Annotated in this window: 20 protein-coding genes, 2 rRNA genes, 1 riboswitch and 1 other annotated feature; all 22 genes read right to left on the reverse strand. The window is 30.6% G+C overall.

What is annotated here, in order from left to right:
- Positions 1-9 precede the first annotated feature (9 nt).
- Positions 10-2385: an endonuclease MutS2 gene (locus CLOTH_RS08305; RefSeq protein WP_079413020.1), complete on the reverse strand. Its 2376-nt coding sequence runs from the start codon at positions 2383-2385 to the stop codon at positions 10-12.
- A gap of 105 nt (positions 2386-2490) precedes the next feature.
- The gene (locus tag CLOTH_RS08310; RefSeq protein ID WP_079413022.1) at positions 2491-3612 is read right to left on the reverse strand and encodes a SpoIIE family protein phosphatase; all 1122 of its coding nucleotides are present in this window, start codon (positions 3610-3612) and stop codon (positions 2491-2493) included.
- 72 nt (positions 3613-3684) lie between these two features.
- On the reverse strand, positions 3685-6084 hold the full coding sequence (locus CLOTH_RS08315) for a DUF3656 domain-containing U32 family peptidase (protein ID WP_079413024.1): 2400 nt from the start codon (positions 6082-6084) through the stop codon (positions 3685-3687).
- A gap of 11 nt (positions 6085-6095) precedes the next feature.
- The gene (locus CLOTH_RS08320) at positions 6096-6707 is read right to left on the reverse strand and encodes a DUF421 domain-containing protein (protein WP_079413026.1); all 612 of its coding nucleotides are present in this window, start codon (positions 6705-6707) and stop codon (positions 6096-6098) included.
- A gap of 50 nt (positions 6708-6757) precedes the next feature.
- The gene (locus CLOTH_RS08325; protein WP_079413028.1) at positions 6758-7261 is read right to left on the reverse strand and encodes a cell division protein ZapA; all 504 of its coding nucleotides are present in this window, start codon (positions 7259-7261) and stop codon (positions 6758-6760) included.
- A 58-nt stretch (positions 7262-7319) separates the two neighbouring features.
- Entirely contained in the window at positions 7320-9698 is a 2379-nt protein-coding gene (gene pheT, locus CLOTH_RS08330; protein ID WP_079413030.1) for a phenylalanine--tRNA ligase subunit beta, read from the reverse strand.
- A 12-nt stretch (positions 9699-9710) separates the two neighbouring features.
- On the reverse strand, positions 9711-10730 hold the full coding sequence (gene pheS / locus CLOTH_RS08335; protein ID WP_079413032.1) for a phenylalanine--tRNA ligase subunit alpha: 1020 nt from the start codon (positions 10728-10730) through the stop codon (positions 9711-9713).
- A gap of 44 nt (positions 10731-10774) precedes the next feature.
- Positions 10775-10989, reverse strand: a binding site (T-box leader).
- A 38-nt stretch (positions 10990-11027) separates the two neighbouring features.
- Positions 11028-11837, reverse strand: coding sequence for a TrmH family RNA methyltransferase (locus CLOTH_RS08340; RefSeq protein WP_079413034.1), 810 nt, complete (start codon positions 11835-11837; stop codon positions 11028-11030).
- 2 nt (positions 11838-11839) lie between these two features.
- Positions 11840-12493 carry a potassium channel family protein gene (locus tag CLOTH_RS08345; protein ID WP_079413036.1) on the reverse strand — a complete coding sequence of 218 codons (654 nt, stop codon included), beginning with the start codon at positions 12491-12493 and terminating at the stop codon, positions 11840-11842.
- 15 nt (positions 12494-12508) lie between these two features.
- Positions 12509-13855: a TrkH family potassium uptake protein gene (locus CLOTH_RS08350; protein ID WP_079413038.1), complete on the reverse strand. Its 1347-nt coding sequence runs from the start codon at positions 13853-13855 to the stop codon at positions 12509-12511.
- A gap of 141 nt (positions 13856-13996) precedes the next feature.
- Positions 13997-14620 carry a thiamine phosphate synthase gene (gene thiE / locus CLOTH_RS08355; RefSeq protein ID WP_079413060.1) on the reverse strand — a complete coding sequence of 208 codons (624 nt, stop codon included), beginning with the start codon at positions 14618-14620 and terminating at the stop codon, positions 13997-13999.
- A 7-nt stretch (positions 14621-14627) separates the two neighbouring features.
- A complete protein-coding gene (thiD, locus tag CLOTH_RS08360; RefSeq protein WP_079413040.1) occupies positions 14628-15440 on the reverse strand; it encodes a bifunctional hydroxymethylpyrimidine kinase/phosphomethylpyrimidine kinase in 813 nt (270 codons plus the stop codon).
- A gap of 11 nt (positions 15441-15451) precedes the next feature.
- The gene (gene thiE, locus CLOTH_RS08365) at positions 15452-16039 is read right to left on the reverse strand and encodes a thiamine phosphate synthase (RefSeq protein WP_079413042.1); all 588 of its coding nucleotides are present in this window, start codon (positions 16037-16039) and stop codon (positions 15452-15454) included.
- Complete coding sequence (thiC, locus tag CLOTH_RS08370) at positions 16039-17352, reverse strand: phosphomethylpyrimidine synthase ThiC (RefSeq protein ID WP_079413044.1); 1314 nt, start codon at positions 17350-17352, stop codon at positions 16039-16041. Before thiC ends, thiE (CLOTH_RS08365) begins: the two co-directional genes overlap by 1 nt.
- Before the next feature lie 14 nt (positions 17353-17366).
- Positions 17367-18470: a 2-iminoacetate synthase ThiH gene (gene thiH / locus CLOTH_RS08375; protein WP_079413046.1), complete on the reverse strand. Its 1104-nt coding sequence runs from the start codon at positions 18468-18470 to the stop codon at positions 17367-17369.
- Entirely contained in the window at positions 18470-19246 is a 777-nt protein-coding gene (locus tag CLOTH_RS08380) for a thiazole synthase (RefSeq protein ID WP_079413048.1), read from the reverse strand. The genes thiH and CLOTH_RS08380 overlap by 1 nt, the downstream gene beginning before the upstream one ends.
- Before the next feature lie 11 nt (positions 19247-19257).
- Positions 19258-20064 (reverse strand): sulfur carrier protein ThiS adenylyltransferase ThiF, encoded by an 807-nt coding sequence (gene thiF, locus CLOTH_RS08385; protein ID WP_079413050.1) that lies wholly within the window; start codon positions 20062-20064, stop codon positions 19258-19260.
- A gap of 1 nt (position 20065) precedes the next feature.
- Positions 20066-20260, reverse strand: a complete 195-nt coding sequence (gene thiS, locus CLOTH_RS08390; RefSeq protein ID WP_079413052.1) for a sulfur carrier protein ThiS — start codon at positions 20258-20260, stop codon at positions 20066-20068.
- Positions 20261-20351: 91 nt separating this feature from the next.
- Positions 20352-20463: riboswitch (TPP riboswitch) on the reverse strand.
- 76 nt (positions 20464-20539) lie between these two features.
- A complete protein-coding gene (locus tag CLOTH_RS08395) occupies positions 20540-22126 on the reverse strand; it encodes a methyl-accepting chemotaxis protein (protein WP_158080495.1) in 1587 nt (528 codons plus the stop codon).
- A gap of 171 nt (positions 22127-22297) precedes the next feature.
- On the reverse strand, positions 22298-22942 hold the full coding sequence (uppS, locus tag CLOTH_RS08400) for a polyprenyl diphosphate synthase (RefSeq protein WP_079413056.1): 645 nt from the start codon (positions 22940-22942) through the stop codon (positions 22298-22300).
- 69 nt (positions 22943-23011) lie between these two features.
- Positions 23012-23128 (reverse strand): 5S ribosomal RNA (rrf, locus tag CLOTH_RS08405).
- A 189-nt stretch (positions 23129-23317) separates the two neighbouring features.
- Positions 23318-23421, reverse strand: a 23S ribosomal RNA gene (locus CLOTH_RS10810); the annotation flags it as partial.

The following is a 23421-nucleotide window of genomic DNA, read 5'->3' on the forward strand; positions in this document are numbered from 1 at the left end:
ATATCACTCCTATTTTATTTCAACTATTGTAACTCCTGATCCACCTTCTCCATAAGCTCCATCTCTTTGGCTTTTTACGTGCTTATGTTTTTTTAGCATTTGTTTAATACCACTTTTCAGAACTCCTGTCCCAACACCATGTATAATAGTTACTTTAGGAAGCCCTGCAAGGTAAGCATCATCAAGGTATTTATCTACCTGTGACATAGCATCTTCTAAATTCATTCCTCTTAAATCTATCTCGCTTTTTATATTTGAAGCTTTAGATTTTAGTATTTTTCCAGTACCTGATTTAGATAATTCTTTCTTTATAGAATCTATCTTCTCAAGAGATGCAAATGGCAAGTTCATTTTCATTATACCTATTTGAACTAAAGCTTCTTTCTTATCATTATCAACAGATAATATGGTACCTTCTTGATTTAAGCTTACAACTTTTACTTCATCACCAGCTTTTATATTCTTTATTACCTTCTTTGATACTTTAGGTATTATCATATCTTTTACGCTAGTTTGTACACTTCCCATAGATTTGTTTATTTTACTTCTTATATTCTCTATCTCTTTATTTTTATCTTTGCTATACTCTTGTTTTTCTAACCTTCTTATTTCTTTTATTGCTTCTTCTACTTCTTCTTTTGCCTGGCTTATTATTTTCTGTGCTTCCCTTTTAGCTTCTTGTATCATTTTTTCTTTGTTGCTTGCTAGTTTATCAACCTTTTCTTGATATTCATCTTTAAGTCTTTGTATTTGCGTCTTTAACCTTTGTGCTTCCTCTCTTTCTTCTTGTGCTTTTATTCTATCTTTTTCTATATTCTGAAGCAATTCCTCAAATTCTATATTTTCTCTACTTATTAAGCTTTTAGCATTTTCTATTATATATTCATCAAGTCCTAATTTTCTAGATATTTCAAAAGCATTAGACTTTCCTGGAACCCCTATAAGCAATTTGTAAGTTGGACTTAATGTTTCTAAATCAAATTCAACAGATGCATTTTCAACTCCGTCTTTAGTTAAGGCATAGTGTTTAAGTTCGCTGTAATGAGTAGTTCCTATTGTTCTAGCATTTATATTGTATAAGTAATCAAGTATTGATATTGCAAGAGCAGCTCCTTCTACAGGGTCAGTTCCTGCTCCAAGTTCATCAAATAAAACTAAAGAGTTTTCATTAACTTCTCTTAATATATTTACTATATTAGTCATATGAGATGAAAAAGTGGATAAGCTCTGTTCTATACTTTGCTCATCTCCTATATCAGCAAATATATTATCAAATACGCTCATAACGGTTCCAAAATCTGCAGGAATATGAAGACCACTTTGAACCATTAACTGAAATAATCCTACTGTTTTTAGTGTAACAGTTTTACCACCTGTATTTGGCCCTGTTATAACTAGTGTATTAAAGTCTTTACCAACCCATATATTAGTAGGTACTACACTTTTAGGATCTAGTAATGGATGTCTTCCATTTTTTATATTTATATATTTATCGTTGTTTATTTCTGGAGAAATTCCCCTCATACTTATGGACAATTTCCCTTTTGCAAATATAAAATCTAACTTTCCTAATACCTTCCCATTAGATATAAGCTCATTACTTACACTTCCTACAAGATTTGAAAGCTCTTTTAATATTTTTTCTATCTCTTCTTTTTCTTTTATTCTTAACTCTCTTAACTCATTATTCATCTCAACTACACTCATAGGTTCTATGAATAAAGTAGCTCCAGATGAAGATTGATCATGAACTATTCCAGGTACACTTGATCTATATTCTTGTTTTACGGGAACAACAAAACGATCTCCTCTTATAGTAACTATAGCTTCTTGTAAGTATTTTTGATAAGTAGTTGATGATATTATAGAGTTTAGTTTTGATCTTATTCCTTCGTTTTTCTGAACTATTTTTCTTCTTATACTTCTAAGCTCTGGACTTGCACTATCTGACACTTCGCTTTCACTTGCTATACTGTTATATATACTATCTTCTATATCTCTAAACACATTAAGGGAAGAAACTAGCCCCTCTATAATTTCATATTTTGATTCTCCATCTTCATTTTTCATAAAGTTCCTTATAAGTCTTGCTCCTCTTAATGTATCGGCAACCATCAATAGTTGCCCTGGATCAAGAGATGATCCTATACTAGCTTTCTTTACTAAAATTTCTATATCGTGTATTCCACCTAAGGGAAACGAACCTCTCTTTATTAAGATACTCTCTGCTTCACTTGTTTCCTTTTGCATATTTATAACTTCTTCATAATTTGAAGAAGGTACTAATTTATCTATGTGTTTAAGCCCTAAAGAACATGCTACTTTATCCTTTAGCATATCTATTATTTTGTTATATTCTAAAACCCTCAAAGACCTTTCGTTCATATATTTCCTCCTGAAAATTTACCGCCTAAGTACTAATATATTATTATCTAAACATTAATAATTATATCATATATTGGTAGAAAAAAAGAAAGCCCTTAAGCTTTCCTATAATAATTCTATCAAAAATGCAGCCAAATCATCTTCTTGCTTGCTTTGTCTAAATTCATCTACACTTTTTTGAATACTTTCTAGTATATTATCATTTCTTCCTTTAACTATATCTATCAATCTTTCCATTCCAAATTCTTCTCCACCATGGCCTTTTGTCTCTATTATACCATCTGTATAAAATAGTATTTTATCTCCCTTAGAAAGAGTTACAACCTTTTCTTCATACTCTACTTTATCAAAGAAAGGAGATATTAAGTTTCCACTTGCACTTAACATATTTACTTTTTCATTATTAAATAGTATAGGCAAACTATTATGACCAGCATTTACATATCTTAGCTCATTACTTCTAGTATCTAGTATTGCAAAGAATATAGTAAAGTATTTATCATAATCTAGATTAAGATCTAAGAAATGTTTATGAAGTTTAGTTAAAGCATCACTTGGACTTAAATTATTATCATCAACACACTTCATCATTTGTCTTATAAACATAGTAAGCATAGAAGCTTTAACTCCATGACCTACTACATCGCTTATATACATACCTATATGATTATCACCTATTTTGAATACATCGAATATATCTCCACTTAACATTTCAGATGGTCTGTAAACATAATCTAAACTTATATTTTCATATATTCCTTTACGAGGAAGCATATTTTTTTGAAGAGCTTTTGCAAATTCTAGGTCCCTACTCATTTTATCATTCTTTTGCATAATCTCTTTCTTTAATCTTTTTTCCTCAGTAACATCTCTAAATACTTCTACAGCTGCATATATTTTGTTGTTTACATCTCTTATCGGAGAGCTTACAACAGAATAAATTCTCCCATTCACTATTTCTTCCTTATGATGCATTCTTCCTGTTTTTATTGTCATTTCAGTTATACAGTTTTCGCAAGAACAATCTTTCCCTAAAGAATTGTAACATCTTGACCCTATTATTTGCTCCCCTATCTTTCTTTTCATTTCATCATTCACATATATAACTGTTCCTGTTTTATCAACAACTCTTACCCAGTCTACCATTCCATTAAATATATCTTGTATAAGATTTTTGTGGAATTTTAACTCAGATTTATTTAAGAAATTATTTTCTTTAACTATCATAAATCTACCCCTTTAGAATAAATAATTATATTCGTATACCTATTATATCATCTATAAGGGGTTAAAACAAATCTACTCTACTCCTCTAAAGTAATGTCCATTAGTAATACCTTTATCTTTTAATTTTTCATATACTTTTAAATATTCTTTAGTCACTTCAAAATCATTTTTAACTACACTTGTGTACATTTTTACTATATCTTTTATCTCTTTTACTTCTTCGAGTGTAAAATCTAGTCTTAACACATTTATTCCACTTTTTATAATTTTCTCAAGTTCATCTACAACACATAGTATTTTAGAATTGTATATTATACCTCTACAAAATTCGTCTTTAGATATTGGAAAAATCTCTCCTCTAGAATCTCTTAGTCCATATCTTTTATTTTTGCAGCCTCTGTTACAATTATCAGTTAAAGTACCTAAAGGACAGTATTCTGATATCATAAGCGGTATTCTTCCATAAACTATTCCTTCTACATCTATGTCTTGACTATTCTTTAGAACTTCTCCTATTTCATATATATTAAGCTCCGGCGATATAGCTATAGCTTTTAATCCTTTGTTTTTTAAGTGTTTTATAGAATTAGAGTTGAACACATTTAAAGAATAATCTCCATACATATTAACTTTATCTTTAAATTTATTTATAGATCCTATATTGCAAACCTGTATATTTTCTATATTTTCATCAAAAACTTTATTTATGATCTTATATTGATCGTTTCTAACTATTCTAGGTAAAGAGTAAGCTATATTTTTATTTTTAGATTTACAAATTTCTATAGCTTCTTTTAATGTATCACTATCTTCATAATATATTAAATCTATATCTTCATTTATTATTTCTTTTAGGACATCTATACTTTTAATTTTTATCCTTATCTTTATATCCCTAATAGCTTTGTTAGTTTTAGCATCTTCGTCAATTCTTATTTCTACATCTTCTCTTTGATTGAGCTTTTTTCTTTTATTATCTAGCTTTTCTATTGCCGACCTTCTCATTTCATTCAGTATGCTTACTGGAATACTTATATCATCATCCTTTTGTATATTTATATTTTCTAGAGTGTACGGAGTGTTTCCTAGCTTAGATAATTGCTTTTTTATTTTTTCATCATCAATTGGAATTTTGATAGCCTTTTCAACTTTTTTGTCTGATATAACTATTATTTCATTTTTTCTATTATCTACTATACGTAATTTAGGATAATCATCTAATTTAAGTGTTATATTGCACTGTATATTTATCTTTTTGTTTTCTATATCATTTTCATAACTTTTTCTTGCTTTATCTAGTAGATGACTGTCTAATGTCTTGTATACTTCTTGACCCTTTTTGGCATTTCCTGTAAAATCAAGCTTTATTATACTTTTGCTATGAGCTTCATCTAGGATTTTATCTCCTATTAATATTCTTCCTATTATTCCTCCACCTAGATTTATTCCATCACCTTTTCTTAAAGTGTTTTCAAGTTTTATAGTTAATCTTTTAGCTTTTTTATCATAATCTAAAACCTTACCTATATAAAGTCCTATATTGTTTGGTTTTTGAGGATTCATTATTTCTTTTCCTCGATTTCCTAATATATATCCTCCTGTGAACTTTCTGTTAAATATACTATATAAATCATCCTTAACTTCTTTTTTTACATTCATATCTTTATTCTTTATGTAATTATCTAGAGCTTCTCTATAAGCAGACACAACCGTTGCTACGTACTCAGGTCTTTTCATTCTTCCTTCTATCTTTAGTGACAATACTTTAGACTTTATTACTTTATCTAAGTTTTCTATTGTATTTAAATCCTTAGGACTTAGAAGGTATTTGCCCTTTACATCTATTCTTGATAATGTATTTAAATCAACTAAATCGTATTCCATTCTACACGGTTGAGCACATCTTCCTCTATTTCCTGATCTGCCACCTATCATACTACTCATAAGACATTGCCCTGAATAACAAACACATAAAGCTCCATGAACAAATATTTCTATATCTACGGAAGTGTTATTACAAATATAATTTATTTCATCTATTGTAAGTTCTCTTGCTAGAACTACTCTGCTAAATCCCATATCTTCTAGATACTTAACATCTTCTATTGAGTGAGCTACCATCTGTGTACTTGCATGTATTTCAAAATCTGGAAAATTTTCTTTTATTATAGATGCTATTCCTATATCCTGAAGTATAATTGCATCTACATCTATGTCGTATAAATACTTTACATATTCAATACATCTTTCTATCTCACTTTCTTTTATAAGTGTATTTAATGCTACATATACTTTCACATCTCTTATATGTGCATACTCTACAGCTTTTTTTAAATTTTCTCTATCAAAGTTGCTAGCAGATGCTCTTGCACTAAACTCCTTACCGCCTAAGTAAACTGCGTCTGCTCCATTTTGTACTGCTGCTTTTAGTGAGTCAAACGATCCTACTGGTGCTAATAATTCTGTATTCAAACCATCATCTCCTAAACTTTTCTTTTTATATCTTCTATTTCTCTTCTTAAATTTATAAGTTCTTGCTTTATTTCGTTAAATTTATGATCTAGATATTTTGGACTTTGTCCTTCTTTTATTATACCTAGATCTTTTCTCTTTAGAGGTTCTTCCTCTTCTTTTAATATTACACTAAATTTTCCACAAGCTTCTATTATTGCCTGATCTACCTCTTCTTCTTTCCTTATACCTTTTTTCCTAAGTTCTTGTAACAGATCTCTTTCGTTGAATTTTTCTTTGGCCATATTATCAAATAAAAGCTTTCCATCTCTTATAAGGTGCATTGGCTTTCCTTCTATTATCTCTCCGATTCTTTTACTTTTTAGTGCTATATACGATATTAATCTTTCAAGTAAAATCAAAACTACTAAAACTAATGCGGCATCGTGAAATGGAACCTCTTTATCAAGAGCAACTGAGCTCATTATATGACCTATTCCAGTCATCAAAACTAAATCAAATATACCTAATTCTCCAACACTTCTTTTTCCCATAAGCCTTGCAGCTATAAGGGCTACTGCGTATCCACCAAATGTTCTTACTGCATACATAGTATCTGAATAAAAATCCTTTAAATCATACATAATAAAACCTCCAGGTTATTTTTTTTATTTTTCCCTGGAGGTATTTTGCTTTATTCTTTTTTTTCTAACTCTACTATTTTCATCTGGTAGTCGTATAACCTATTTTGAAAAACACTGACAATCTCTTCAGCATCTTTTATCTTTATTTCTTTTTCTTCTAGCTCTTTTTCTAATTTTTCATTTTGCTCTTTTAAGGTTTTTACTTCTTCATTGAGCTTTGAAAGTTCTTCTTGCATTTTTTGTATCTGGCTTTCTTTAGATTTAATATCTTCTTTTAAATCATTCACAGCAATATTGGCATCTTGTAGATTTTGAAGTGGCTTTTCTAATTGTAGTTTTACTTTATCAAGTTCATAAGAACACTTGAAAAGCTCATCACCTATATTTAAAGTAGTAAGTACAGCTATCATTGCAGTACTTAACTTTGGATTAGCTTTTGCTACTTCTTGCATTCTCTCATCTACATAATTAGCAACTGTTAACAAATATTCTTTGGGTTCTGATCCTACCATCGTATATTCATGGCCATTTATTTTCACTGTAACTTTATTCATACTACCTCAGCCCCTCAGTTCGTCCTATTAAATACATTGTACATTTTTTTTTATATTTTTACAATCTTAATTTAGCATCTAATTTTGTTTCTAATTCTTTAACTATATTTTCGTGAACAGTATTTATCTCTTCATCTGTAAGAGTTTTATCTTCACTTCTATACGTTATAGAGTACGCAACAGATTTATAGCCTTTTTCTATTTGATTTCCTTTATATATATCAAATAGCTTAAAGCTTTCTATTATTCCATTTGAATTATTTTTAATTATATCTTCTATTTCCTTTACAAATATTTCATCTTTAACAACAACTGCTATATCTCTACTACTTGCAGGATATTTAGGTAGTGATTTGTATACCTTATTATCTCTTGAAAGAAGTAGTAAAAGTTCAAAGTCAAGTTCTGCTATATAAGCCCTTTTATTTAAATTGTAGTTTTCTAGAACATCAGGATGCACTTCTCCAAATACCCCTATTATATTGCTATTGTGTATTATATTAGCACATCTTCCTGGATGGAATGTAGGGTGATTTTTTTCAGGCACTATTTCATATTCCTTAAATCCTATGTTATTAAATAGTTCTTCTAATATACCTTTCATATCAAAGAAGTCATATTGTCCATACATTCCTGCAACTATAGACTTTTTCTCTGTAGGTATTATATCTTGCATAGGTATAAATATATTTCCTACTTCAAACCCAGCAAATTGAGGAACTTTATGAGAGTTATTTCTACTCATTATATCCATCATATTTGGTATAAGAGTGCTTCTCATAACACTAGTTTCTTCTCCAAGAGGATTTAATATTTTTATAAGCTTTCTCTTAATTGATGTTTCTGGTAAGTTTATTTTGTCTAATCCTTTCGGGCTTACAAATGAGTATGTAAGCACTTCATTAAGTCCCATAGCTACAAGAGAATCTTTTATTTTTTCTTCAAATAACTGTCCTATGGTTCTAAGTCCCATAGTAGTTTCACCATATATAGGCTGTGAAGAAATTTTGTCATAGCCATACATTCTTGCTACTTCTTCTAAAATATCAGCTTCTTGAGATATATCTAATCTATATGAAGGAATGATTATTTCTAGTTTATCCTCAGCTTTGATACACTTAAATTCAAGGCTTTCTAGTATGCTAATCATTTCATCTACTTCTAGACTTTCTCCTAAAAGCTTATTTATTCTGCATGGGTCTATAATCATCTTATTTTCTTTAACAGGATTTTTATATTTATCTATACATCCTCTTAATACTCTACCTGAATTTGTTTCTTCTATCAATTGACATACTCTGTCTAATGCTGTTTTTACTAAATTTATATCTACTCTTTTTTCAAATCTAGACGAAGCTTCAGTTCTAAGACCTAATCTCTTAGATGTATATCTTACATTATCAGGATTAAAGTTCGCACTTTCTATTAATATTTCTTTAGTATTTTCATCTATTTCAGAATTAAGTCCACCCATTACTCCTGCTATAGCTAGATTTTTTTCCTCATCTGCTATCATTATCATATTTTCATCTAGCTTTCTTTCTACATCATCAAGTGTCACAAAAGTTTCATTAGCTTCTGCTTTTTTTACTATTATCTTACTTCCTTTTATTTTTGATAAATCGAAAGCATGTATAGGTTGACCCATTTCAAGCATAACATAATTTGTTATGTCTACTATATTATTTATCGGTCTTATTCCAGCTTCTATAAGTCTTCTTTGCATCCAATACGGCGAAGATTTAATTACCACATCTTTAACTATTTTAGTAGCGTATCTTCTGCAAATCTCATCATCTTCTATTTGAACATCAAAATCTATATCTTCATCACTTTCTTTGATACTTATTTGTGGATACTTTATTTTATTACCAAGTGTAGCACTTGCTTCTCTTGCTATTCCTATAATAGATAAGCAATCTGGTCTATTAGATGTTATTTCAAACTCTATCAAAGCATCATTTATTCCTAGGACTTCTTTTATATCTTTTCCTAGTTCTTCACTTGAATCTAATATATATATACCATCTCTTTTGCTTTCTTCTACCATATTGTTTGGAATTCCTAGCTCTTCACAAGAACACATCATGCCTTGTGAAAGTTCCCCTCTTAGTTTTCCTTTTTTTATTTTTATTCCTCCAGGAAGCTTAGCATTAACTAATGCAACAGGTATGTAATCTCCTACTTTTATATTGTTAGCTCCTGTTACTATTTGAATTACTTCACTTCCAATATCAACTTGTGTAACTACAAGCTTATCTGCATTAGGATGCTGTTTTATTTCTAATATTTTAGCTACTACTACTTTTTCTATTTCTTCTCCAAAGAACTCAATCTTCTCTACTTTCGATCCAGTCATAGTCATTTTATCTGCAAATTCTTTAACATCTATATCTATATCAACATAGTCTCTCAGCCATTTTAAAGGTACTAACATAAGACTCCTCCTTTAGAATTGATTTAAAAATCTCATATCGTTTTCGAATAATAATCTTATATCATCTATCTCATACTTTAGCATCGCTATTCTATCTATTCCCATACCAAATGCAAATCCGCTGTACTCATTCGGGTCTATTCCACAGTTTCTTAAAACATTTGGATGTACCATTCCAGCACCTAGTATTTCTATCCATCCTTCACCTTTACATATAGGACATCCACTTCCTTTACATTTAAAGCAAGTCACATCAACTTCTGCACTAGGCTCTGTAAATGGGAAATTGTGTGGTCTAAATTTAGTTTTAGTGGATTCTCCAAAGAACTGCTTTACAAACGCATCTAAAGTTCCTTTAAGTTGTGTCATATTTACATTTTTATCTATTACTAATCCCTCTAACTGATGGAACATTGGAGAGTGTGTAGCATCTGGAGCATCAAATCTAAAGCATCTTCCAGGAGATATTATTTTTATAGGAAGAGGCATAGCTTTCATAGCTCTTATTTGAACTGGAGAAGTTTGAGTTCTTAAAAGTAAGTTCTCATCTATATAAAATGTATCGCTCATTTCTCTTGATGGATGGTTCTTAGGTGCATTAAGTGCATCAAAATTATTATAAACAGTTTCTATTTCTGGACCTTCTGCAACCTTAAATCCCATACCAGTAAATATATATTTAAGTTCATCCATTATTTGAGTTATAGGATGTTTCTTTCCTATTACGAACTTATTGCTTGGCATAGTTACATCTATAGTTTCTAAGCTTAATTTTTTATTTTTTTCTTCTTTCTTTATTTCTTCTTTCTTTTGAGATATTTTATCCTCAAGTTCTTCTCTAACTTCATTAACTATTTTTCCAATCAGTGGTCTTTCTTCTTGTGATAATTTACCCATTCCTTTAAGTATGCTTGTAACCTCGCCCTTTTTTCCTAGATATTTTACCCTTACATTTTCAATCTCGTCTATATTAGTACATCTTGTTATCTCTGCTAGGGCATTTTCTCTTATATTCAGTAATTGTTCTTTCAAATAAATCACCCTTTCTATTTATAAATAAAAAAACTCTCATCCCAAGTAGGGACGAAAGTTTGTATTCCGCGGTACCACCCTAATAGTCTAAAAGACCACTTTAAAAGAATTAACGCATCTTAACGTTAAGGCCTACTGCTATTTCGACCCTAAAGCTCCAGAGTGAACTTCCCTTGCTACTTTATAGGATACTTTCAGCTAATATATCCTTCTCTGTTATAAAGTAAGTCAAAGTACTTTTCTCTATCATAGCATTTTGATATTAACTTTTCCAAAAAATTATAGCATAGGAACACATTATTTACAAGATAATGAGTTCTTTATCTCATACATTAATATTCCTGATGCTATAGCAGCATTAAGAGACTCTGCCCCTCCATATATAGGTATTTTGATAAGAATATCAGATACATCTATAATACTCTTACTTATACCACTTCCTTCATTTCCTATAACTAAGGCTACCTTTTGCCCATAGTCTACTTTATGATAGTAATTGTCAGTATCTAAAGTACTAGATACAACATTAAATTTGCTTTCTTTTAGGATATTTATTATATCTTCTTCTCCTTCTATTATAGGTATATTAAATATAGACCCCATGGTAGATCTTATAACTTTAGGGTTGTATATATCTACACATCCCTTTAATAATATTATACAATCAACTCCGCTAGCATCAGCTGTTCTAATTATAGTACCCATATTGCCAGGATCTTGTATTCTATCTAATATCAATACAAAATTTAGATCTTTGTTATTAATGATATTTTCAAGTGAATGCATCTCATATTTTACAACGGCTACTATTCCTTGAGGATTTTCTGTATCTGTAATTTCTCTAAATAGCTTATCATTAACCTTGTATATATTTATATTTATATTTTTATTTTTTATACTTTCTATAGTATCTATGCATTCTTGCTTTTGTAGGAAGGTATCAGTAATAAATACGTAATCAATATTTTCATTTGATTTAATGGCATCTTTTACTATTTTATATCCTTCTATTATATATCTCTTCTCTTCAATTCTATTTTTCTTTTTAAGAAGAGATTTAGTATACTTTATTTTATCATTTTCTTTGCTAGTTATTTCTAATATCATAATTATTTATCCTTCTGCTCTATTTTGTTTATATCTTCATTTTTGCCTATAACTATGAGAATATCATTCTCTCTTAGATTATCTTCAGGTGCTGGAGATATATTTATATTTGTACCTTGTTTTATAGCCATGACGTTTATCCCATAAGTTGCTCTTAAGTTAAGATCCTTTATGCTCTTTCCTATCCAGGCTCTTGGACATACAATTTCTAGTATAGAATACTCTGGATCTAACTCTATATAGTCTATAACATTCTTTGATACAAGATTGTGGGCAACTCTTGCTCCCATATCTCTTTCTGGAAATACAACCTTATCTGCACCTATTTTGTATAATACTTTTGCTTGAAGTTCATTTTGAGCCTTACAAAGAACATACTTAATACCTAGCTCTTTTACTATAAGTGTTGCCATTATTGAAGATTGTATATCTGATCCTATACTAATAACAGCTACATCAAAATTTCTAATTCCTAGTGATTTTAGAGAATTTTCATCAGTTACATCTGCTTGAACAGCATGAGTAACAAAGTTTGAGATATTTTGAACTCTTTCTTCGGATTTATCTATAGCAAGTACATCGTTCCCATATCCATATAAAGTTGTAGCAACTGAAGATCCAAACCTTCCACACCCTATCACGACAAACTGTTTCATAACTATATCTCCTTCCTAACCTACTAGTATTTTATCTTCCGGATATCTTATAACGCTTTTCTTCTGTCTAACAGCAAGAGCTAATAATATAGTAAGTGCCCCAACTCTTCCAGCAAACATTGAAAAAATTATAAATACCTTTCCGATATTTGAAAGATCTGATGTTATTCCTAGACTTAATCCAACTGTACCAAATGCAGATATAGCTTCAAAGAATATATCCATAAAATCAAATTGATGAGTTAAGCTTAATCCCATAGTTACAAATATAACCAGTGATAATCCTATAGCAAGAACTGCTAAAGCTTTATTTACTGCTGTATATGATATTCTTCTTTTGAAAGCTTCAACATCTTCTCTACCTTTTATAAGTGCTAAAACAGCAAATACTAATACTGCTATTGTTGCTGTTTTAATTCCTCCTGCTGTAGACGCTGGAGATCCACCTATAAACATCAATATCATCGTTAAAAACTTTGAACTATCTTGCATCTTAGATAAATCTATCGTATTAAATCCTGCAGTCCTAGGAGTTACAGCTTGAAATAATGCTGCTAGCATCTTTCCACTTAAAGATAATTCACCTAATGTATCAGGATTATTATATTCAAATATAAAGAAAAGTACAAATCCTATAGATATCAATATAGCAGATGTGGTTATAACTATTTTAGAATGAAGAGTAAGTCTTGAGAATTTCTTTTTTCTCATTACATCAAGTATAACCGTAAATCCTATCCCACCAAGTATTATAATACTCATTATAACTATATTTATAGTGACATTATCAACATATGGAGTAAGTGATCTTCCGTTTCCAATTATATCAAATCCAGCATTGCAAAATGCTGAAACAGAGTGAAATATACCATACCCTAATCCTTTAAATAGCCCCATTTCTGGAACAAAAACAGTAGCTAAAAATAAAGCTCCTACCCCTTCTATAATAAATGTTCCCACTAAAACATGTCTTGTAAGCCTAACAAGCCCTTCTAAGTCGTACTGATTTAGTGATTCTTGTATTATAAGTCTTTCTCTAAGAGATATTCTTTTTCCTATTAACATTGAAAATAAGGTTGCCATAGACATAAAGCCAAGCCCGCCTACTTGTATAAGCATTAGTATTATTACTTTTCCAAATGTGCTCCAATATGTACCAGTGTCTACAACAACAAGCCCAGTTACGCATACTGCTGATGTTGATGTAAACAGTGCATTTATAAATCCTATACTTTCACCACTTTTTGAAGCTATTGGTAGATTAAGTAGAATAGCTCCTAACAATATAACAGCAGCAAATCCTACAACTATTATCTGTGATGGAGTGTATCTATGCCTTTTTTTCTCAGAGTACTTTAACATATTCCTCACCTCTTTCCATTACCTTTATCAGAAAAAATTACAAATTATATATTATCAGATAATACCATAATTTAAAAGGGTAATTATAAAAGGGCAGCTTTAGCTGCCCTTTATATTATTGACATTAGGTTTTACATACATTCAATTTCTAGTTATGCTACTATATATATTTTGTGATGCAGCCTTGATATCCTCTTTTCCTAATATTGATGATACAACTGCAACACCATCTACATTTGTTTTTACTATGCTCCCTATATTTGTTTCATTTATTCCACCTATAGCTATAACAGGTATATTTATACATGATTTTATTTTAGATAATGTGTCTATAGATACTTTGTTTGTATTTTTTTTAGTATTAGTACTAAATAGTGCTCCAACACCTATATAATCAGCTGTATCATCTCGGGCTTTTAATGCAAGTTCTAGATTATATGTTGAGATACCTAGAATTTTGTTTTTACCTATCAAATTCCTAGCGACTTTAGCCGGAAGGTCATTCTGACCAAGATGTACTCCAGATGCATCTACTGCAATTGCTATATCTACTCTATCATTTATTATAAGCGGAATATTGTATTTATCAGTTATAAGTTTAGCTTTTTTAGCTATGTTATAGAATTCTAAACTCGATGCATTCTTTTCTCTAATTTGTACAACTGTAACCCCACCAAGTATTGCTTGTTCTATACTGTTAAATAGATCTCTGCCTTTAAGTATCTCTCTATCTGTTACCAGATAAAGTGAAAAATCAACATTCATCTTCAATTTAATCAATCTCCTCAATCATATTACACTTTTCATATATGCTATAGAAATGATTAGTAGGACCAATTCCCTCACCGATAGATAATGAATTTTGTATTGCTACATTTATGTATTCTTTAGCATTTTTTATAGATTTTTCGATAGCATATCCCTTTGCAAGATTTGAAGCAATAGCAGAAGACAATGTACATCCTGTTCCATGTGTATTCTTTGTATGTATTCTCTTTCCTTCAAAATACTTAAAATCTTCTCCGTCAAATAGTATATCTATAGGATCCGTACTTAAATGTCCTCCCTTTATTAATACTATTTTACATCCCATTTCAAGCATAGCCTTACAAGATTTTTTCATATCGTCGATAGATTTAATATTAATACCTGTTATAACTTGCGCTTCTAGAATATTTGGTGTAACTACAGTAGATAATGGTAACAACTCTTTTATCAGTACATCTTTTGCATCTGGATTTAATAGGTTATATCCACTCTTAGAAATCATAACAGGATCTAACACAATATTTTTAGGAGAATACTGTCTTAATTTGCTACTTACTGCTTTTATTATATCTATTTCTGAAAGCATACCTATTTTCACAGAATCAACTTTTATATCACAAAATATTGCATCTATTTGCTTTTCTACTATATGACTTGAAATATTTTCAACTGCCATAACTCCTTTAGTATTTTGAGCTGTTACTGCTGTTATAACGCTCATACCGTATATTCCATGTGCATAGAAAGTTTTAAGATCTGCCTGAATTCCTGCTCCTGCACAACTATCAGATCCAGCTATGGTTAATGCCGTTCTCATTATAATCTCCCCTATATGCTGATTTTTAGTTCTTTTATGGTTTGAAATACATCTTCTGATTCCATTATCAAAGACATAACTGCAACTCCACTTGCACCAGATTCGTACACTTTCTTTATATTGTATTTATTTATTCCACCAATGCATATTATTGGAATATTTATGCTTTTACTTAACTTATGTACAAATTCTATTCCCTTAGGCTCAAGATTTGGTTTACAAGAAGTATTAAATATATGACCTGCAAGAACGTAATCTGCACCTAAGTTTTGTGCCATTATACCTTCCTCTATACTATGTATTGATACTCCTACTTTCCCTTGAAAGTCTACATTTTTGTTTACAAAATCTCCAAAACTAATCTGAAGTGCATCTGCACAAACTTTCTTTGCTACTTCTATGTTGCTATTTATTATTAAAGGTATATTCTTTTTAGAGAGTATATCTTTTATGTTTATAGCCATGGTGTAAAGATCCTCACAGCTTAAATCCTTCTCTCTCAGTATTACAGCATCTATACCAGCATTAGCTGCATCTTCTATTACTTTGTATATATTTTTTTTATTTATTAGTTTCCTATTTGTCACTAGATATATCATTACTCATCGTCCCTTAGAATATTTATGTCTTTTCCTGATAATATTTTGTTCATATTTCTCATTGAGCACATTTTCCCGCACATACTACAGCTATCATCGTGTTTAGGCTTTGATTCTTCTCTATATCTTCTAGCTTTCTGTGGATCTATTGAAAGTCTAAACATTTCGTCCCAATCTAAGTTTTTTCTAGCTTCACTCATTTTATAATCCCAGTCTCTAGCCCCTTTTACTCCTTTGACTATGTCAGCTGCATGTGCAGCTATCCTAGATGCTATAACTCCTTCTTTCATATCATCAAGTGTAGGAAGTCTAAGGTGTTCTGCTGGAGTTACGTAACATAAAAAGTCTGCTCCACTAGAAGCTGCAATTGCTCCTCCTATAGCACTTGTTATATGATCATATCCAGGAGCAACATCTGTAACTATAGGACCTAATACATAAAAAGGAGCACCGTGACAAAGTTTCTTTTGTATAAGTACATTAGCTTCTATTTCATCAAGTGCCATATGCCCTGGACCTTCTATTATTACTTGAACATTTCTTTCCCATGCCCTTTTTGTAAGCTCTCCAAGTATTATAAGTTCTTCTATTTGAGAAGCATCTGTTGCGTCATTTATACTTCCAGGTCTACAAGCATCTCCTAGACTTATAGTTACATCGTACTTTTCACATATGTCTAGAACCCTATCATAATATTCGTAGAAAGGATTTTCCTTATCATTTAACTCCATCCAAGCGAAAAGTAAAGACCCTCCTCTAGATACTATATTTGTAAGCCTTTTATTTTTCTTGAATGTTTCGCAGGTTTTCCTTGTTAGTCCCGCGTGTATTGTCATAAAGTCTACACCATCTCTAGCATGTTTTTCAACAACATCCAAAAACTCATCAGCAGTTATATCTTTAAGTTCTTTATCATAAAATCCAATAGCATCGTATATAGGAACTGTACCTATCATAGCAGGGGATATTTCTATTAATCTTCTTCTGAATTCCTCTGTCTTTCCAAATGAACTTAAATCCATTATAGAATCTACCTTCATCTCTATTGATTTTCTTGCTTTCTCAATCTCATTTTCTATATTAGGGCAATCCTTCGAAATTCCTAAATTTACATTTATTTTTGTTCTTAATCCCTCTCCTACTCCCTCAGGATCTAATGACTTGTGGTTTTTGTTTGCACATATTACAACTTTTCCTTGAGCAATTAGCTTAATTAATTTATCTATATCTATATTTTCCTTCTTAGCTACAATCTCCATCTCTCTTGTGACAATACCATTTCTAGCAGCATCCATTTGTGTTGTATAATTCATATTAATCTCCCCTTTTATATAATGTCCCAATCTTTAAATATAGGCTGATACCCTCTTAGTGATATAGCTTTCTTCATATCTTCAACGCTTCTAGTATCACATATATCGAATTGACTAACTCCATTATTATTGTTAGAATACCCACCGACCTGAGTAGAAACTCCTGCTGACATTTTAGTTACACCAAGCGAAATAATATTATCCCTAAACAAAGCATTTTCTCTCGTAGATATATTGATTCCTGCCCTTTGAATATACAGTCTTAGGGCTAGCATTGATTGAACAAGATTTTTATCTGTTACATCATATATATCACTAAAACTTCCAATATGTGGCCTGATTCTAGGAAAAGAAAAACTTAACTCTATATCAGGATACTTGTTCTGAAGATAATTTCCATGAAGTCCCATAAAAAACACTTCACTTCTCCAGTCATAAAGGCCAAGCAATGCACCTATTGTTACAAATCTAATGTTTTGATTACAAGCTCTTTCTGGAGCATCTAATCTATATTTATAATTTTTCTTATGTCCAGATATATGTACTTTGCTATATGTATCTTCGTTATATACTTCTTGATATATTGTTAAACCATCTACCCCTTCATTAATAAGCTCTTTATATTCATTTTCATCTAAAGCATATATCTCAATAGAAATAGAATTAAAGTATTTCTTTAGTACCTTTATACATTCTTTTAAGTACGATATAGGTGTTCTTATTTTATCTTCACCGGTTAAAATTAGAATGTGTCTAATACCCATTTCGTATATAGCTTTAGCTTCCTTTTCAACTTCATCTATTGTTAACTTTTTTCTATCTATCTTATTTTTTGAACTAAAACTGCAATATGAGCATATGTTGCTACAAAAATTTGAAATATAAACAGGTGTATAAAGTAGTATGGTCTTGCCAAACTGCCTAAGAGATACTTCATTAGCTTTTTTAGCCATGTCTTCTAGGTATTTCTCTGCACGTGGTGAAAGTAGTGTCAATAAATCTATTTCATTTAGTCTATCTTTACTTAATACTTTCTCTACATGTGAATCCTCTGTTTTTTTATAAAAATATTCAAAGTCAAAGTCTTTATAGAAAAGGTACTCATTATAGAAGCTCATCACACATTACTCCCATCTAAAAAACCTGTAAGTGGAGAAGATGGGTTGGCATATTTTCTTACTATACCTGTTTTAGCTAAAAAGGCCTTCCTACCTCCCACTACAGCATGATGAAAAGCCTCTCCCATCATTATAGGGTCATCTGATGTAGCTATAGCTGTATTTACCAAAACAGCATCAGCACCCATTTCCATAGCCTTTGCAGCTTCTGATGGTTTACCTATTCCAGCGTCTACAATTATTGGTATGTTAATTTCTTCTATTAATATTGAAATCATCTCTTCTGTTTTCAATCCTCTATTAGTTCCAATAGGTGCTCCTAGCGGCATTATAGATGAAGCACCGGCGTTAACTAGTCTCTTAGCATCCATCAAATCAGGATTCATATAAGGAAAAACTACAAATCCTTCTTTAGCTAAAATCTCTGTAGCTTTTATAGTTTCATAATTATCAGGAAGTAAATACTTGTTATCAGAAATTACTTCTATCTTTATCCAGTTTCCACAGCCAGCTGCTCTTGCAAGTCTTGCTATTCTTACAGCTTCTTGTGCATTCCTTGCTCCAGAAGTATTTGGCATTAGTATACAGTCTTTACTTATGTAATTTAATATATTTTCTTCGTTAGAATTTAAGTCAACTCTTCTTAATGCAACTGTTACAACATTAGTCTTAGATGATTCTATAACTTTTGTAAGAATATCATTAGAAGAATACTTACCTGTCCCTATAAACAACCTGCTGTTAAGAGTCTTTCCACCTATTATAAAGCTGTCCATATAAATCCCCCTTATGCATTATCTTGGCAAAGCAAAATCCTTATAACCATATTTGCTTGGTGACTAGCAGCGATACAAACCCTAGGAGACATAAGCCCTTGACCTGGCCTTGCTTCTGAAAATTCATCTCCTACAAGATAAAATTTGTCTGTTACCCTCTTTGTTTTTATAAGATTAGAAGAAAAATATCCACCCATACCCGAAGCTGCTATTATTTTCTTGTCTGGCATCTTAGTAAGCACCTCATTAACTAAAGCTGCCTTAGATTTAGGGTTATCAAATGCCTCAACTATAATGTCAACATCAGAGAATATAGATTGTATATTACTTTGTTCTACAAAAACGTTTTTTGATTCTATACTAACAAATGGATTGATTTCACCTATAATTTCAGTTAAAGCATCAACCTTTTTCATACCAATATGTCTGATAAAATATTGTTGCCTATTTAGATTGCTGGGTTCTACAACATCAAAATCTACTAAAAGTAGTTTCCCTACACCCATTCTAGATAAAAGTAAAGCTACATTTGATCCTAGTCCACCAAGGCCTGCTATTCCAACTTTAGCATTTTTTATTTTTTGATGAACACTCGGCGTGTGTCTTGAAACTAAAAGATGTTCAAGTTCTTCCTTATCTGGTATTTCACCTCTTTTTATCAGAACTAATCTATCATTTTCTTTGAGAATTACATCTTCTTTTATGATAAATCCATTAAAAACTACAATATCAGCATCTTTCTTTATAATATCTCTAACTTCAAATGCTGTTACCCCATATTCAAACGAATATATCTTTTCATTTACAAATATATTCATTCTAACCTCCCCCAACAAAGTTAACTATTTCAACTCTATCATTGTTGTTTACATATTTAGATTTATAGTCATCTTTATCAACTATTTCTAAGTTGATTTCAACTACTACTGTATCTATGTTTAGATTTAGATTTTTTAGTAATTGATCAATAGTAATTTCATCACATATGTTAAGTTTTTTTCCATTTATAACCATAACGTCACCTCCCCCACCTGAAAGTTTTGAAAAAATAAAAAAGACACAAATCCAGAATAGGATTTGTGTCTACACAAATAAACGCACAAAATTAATATATCGTACACTTTCCTACGCTGGTATTACCCAGATCAGGTTAAAGGGTCAAAGATTAAAGGATCTTTTTCTCAGCTGGCCATTATCCAGCTCCCCTAGTGATTATTATTTAATTATGAATAAATAGTAGCATGTATAAATTAATGTGTCAATTCAAAACATACTTAAAACTAAAAAATAATATTAACTTAAGATAGTATCTGCCATAAGTACTCCAATTATATTATTTTTTTCATCTTTTATAGGAACAGAAATAGCTACGCAATAATTCCCTGTATCTGTAGAAATATACGGTTTCGATATGAATTCTTTTCCAGTGATACCTTCTTTAAAATATTTTCTATGTTTGAAGTTTTGTACAAAATCTTCTTCATCTATATTTGAAACAGCACTATAACCTTCTTCATTTAAAGCACAAATAACCTCAAAGTAAGGTTTTGAATCCACTATTTCCTTTAGCTTCTTTCTATAGCTTGACCCATATGACTTTTCTAGAATATTTTTATTTTTAGACATATCTTTTAAAACTTTAACCGCTCCACTTATTCTTTCTTCCATTTCATTAGTAACTTCAAAGCTATCTAAATATTTTCTCATATATTCAAATGTATCCTGTGACATGTTTTCAAGTTCTGAAACTGATGAAGCAATAGATTGGATAGCAGAGGAATGTTGCGTACTTCTTTCGCTTATCTCTAGAGAAACTTTATTTGTTGTGTCAACCACATAAGTAAAATCCTTTATAATTTTGTTTACCTGCTTTGCTAATTCAAGTTGTTGTACAGATTTATTATGTATATTTTTAACATCTTCTATTACCTGTTCAGACTTATTATATATACTATCTAAAGAAAGTACAGATTTGTCTGCTATATCTATATCATTATTTATAAGATTAATTTCATCTTGAAATTTATTTGATATTCCCATTATCTTTTCTGTTACAGTGTTTATTATATCAGATATCTTTTTCACAGAATCAGATGACTGAACTGCAAGCTTTCTTATTTCTTCTGCTACAACTGCAAATCCCTTACCCGCTTCTCCTGCTCTTGCTGCTTCTATAGCTGCATTTAATGCTAGTAAGTTTGTTTTCTTTGAGATGTTTTCAACTTCATCTATTATATTATATATATCTTTTATTTCATGAGTAAGATTTACTACCTCATGTGACATATCATTTCCAACATCTTTACTATACTTTAAAAGCTCTATAACCTTTATAAAAACTTCCTTACTTTTCTCTACAGTTTCATTCATATTCTCAACTTCATTTATAGCTCTTTCAGAGTTGTCTTTAGAGATATTTGCAAATTCAAATAACTTATTAGATGTATCTTCTACTTTCTTAATCTCTTCAGTTTGAGAGTCAATTGTTTTTGATAGATCTTCTATAGATGTACATATCTCCTCAAAAGCCAAAGCATTGTTATATATATTTTGAGATATTATATTTGTATTCTCACTAAGTCTTTGAGAAAAAGAATATACATTACCTATTATTATTCTTACATCATGCAAGAAAGTATTTAGATTTTCGCCGAATTTACCTAATCTATCTGTAAATCTCTGATTAAGATTTCTTTGCTTTAGCATCTCAGATTTTTTTAAGTCTTCATTGTTTTTACCCAACTTAATATTCAATACTATGCTAGCTAATGAAAGAACTGCAAATACAGCTAAAACAAAATATAATCCTTTAAAATTCCTCAAAAAATAAATAATTACTGTACATAATAATGGACTTAATAAAGTGCTTAGATTTTTCACTACATTCCCCCCGTTCATCAGTTTAAAAGTATTTGATATAATTTAGTTTAATTTTATATTTTTCCTGTCCAAATTTCAATATAATCTAAATATAAATTACATGATAAAAAGGTTTTGATACGACAAAAGAGCGGGATTACAATTCATCCCACTCTAAGAAAATTTGATATATTATCCACCTAAAGTTATATCTTGTTTGTCATACCATTTAAGAGCATCATAGAAGTGATCCGGTTTAAAGTCAGGCCAATAATCATCTACAACATAAAAATCAGAATACACAGTTTGAACTGGTAAAAAACCACTAAGTCTTCTTCTGCCACCCCATCTTATAACTAAATCTATTCTTGATACATCAGATGACTTTAGGCGGTTATGTAGTTCACCTTTACTACTTAACTTTTCATTATTTACATTATTAAGATCCCAATGCCATCCATAATTAACTAGAAAGTTAACTTTTATTTGTCCACTTCCAAATTTTCTTCTTTCAGTATATGGAAGTAATTCTTTTGGAAACATAGGAGATTCTGAGTTTCCAACTACAAGAAGCTGTGCATCTTCTTTAGATAACATATTAACCGCATCTACACATGCCTTTGTAAATGCCATTGCCTGTATTTTTGGTCTTTTCGTATTGTCCGTAGTAAACCCATAATATGTAATTTCCTTTACACCTGCATCTTTACACAGTCTAAATAGCTCAAGTCCTGGATCTAGGCCTTTATTATAGCCCATTTCCTTTGTCATCCCATTGTTTACTGCCCATCTTCTATTTCCATCTGGTATAACCCCTATATGCTTAGGAATTCTCATGTAGGCACCTCCTTATTCATTCAATTTATTATTGACATATAAAGAGGTATACATACATAAAAAAAGATTATGTGGCTACGTCCTACTCTCCCAGGAGGCTTCCCTCCAAGTACCATCGGCGCAAAAGAGCTTAACTTCTGTGTTCGGAATGGGAACAGGTGTATCCTCTTTGCTATAGTAACCACATAATCTTACTTGTCTAATATATTTTGTTTGCTTTACATATTTAGTATAAACTTAAGAATCGACTTTCAAGCCTAAGTTATTTTAATGTACTTGATTTGAATTTACATTCTAGAGTTGACTTTCAAGCTTGCTTGAGGAAACTCGGAATGTGAATCAAATCAATAACACTTTCAAAACTGCATAGCATATTTGGTCAAGTCCTCGACCTATTAGTACTCATAAGCTGAACACATTACTGCGCTTACACCTTGAGCCTATCAACCAAGTAGTCTTCTTGGGGTCTTACCTTAAAA

This window comes from Alkalithermobacter paradoxus (assembly GCA_002029295.1).
Lineage (GTDB): Bacteria > Bacillota > Clostridia > Peptostreptococcales > Peptostreptococcaceae > Alkalithermobacter > Alkalithermobacter paradoxus.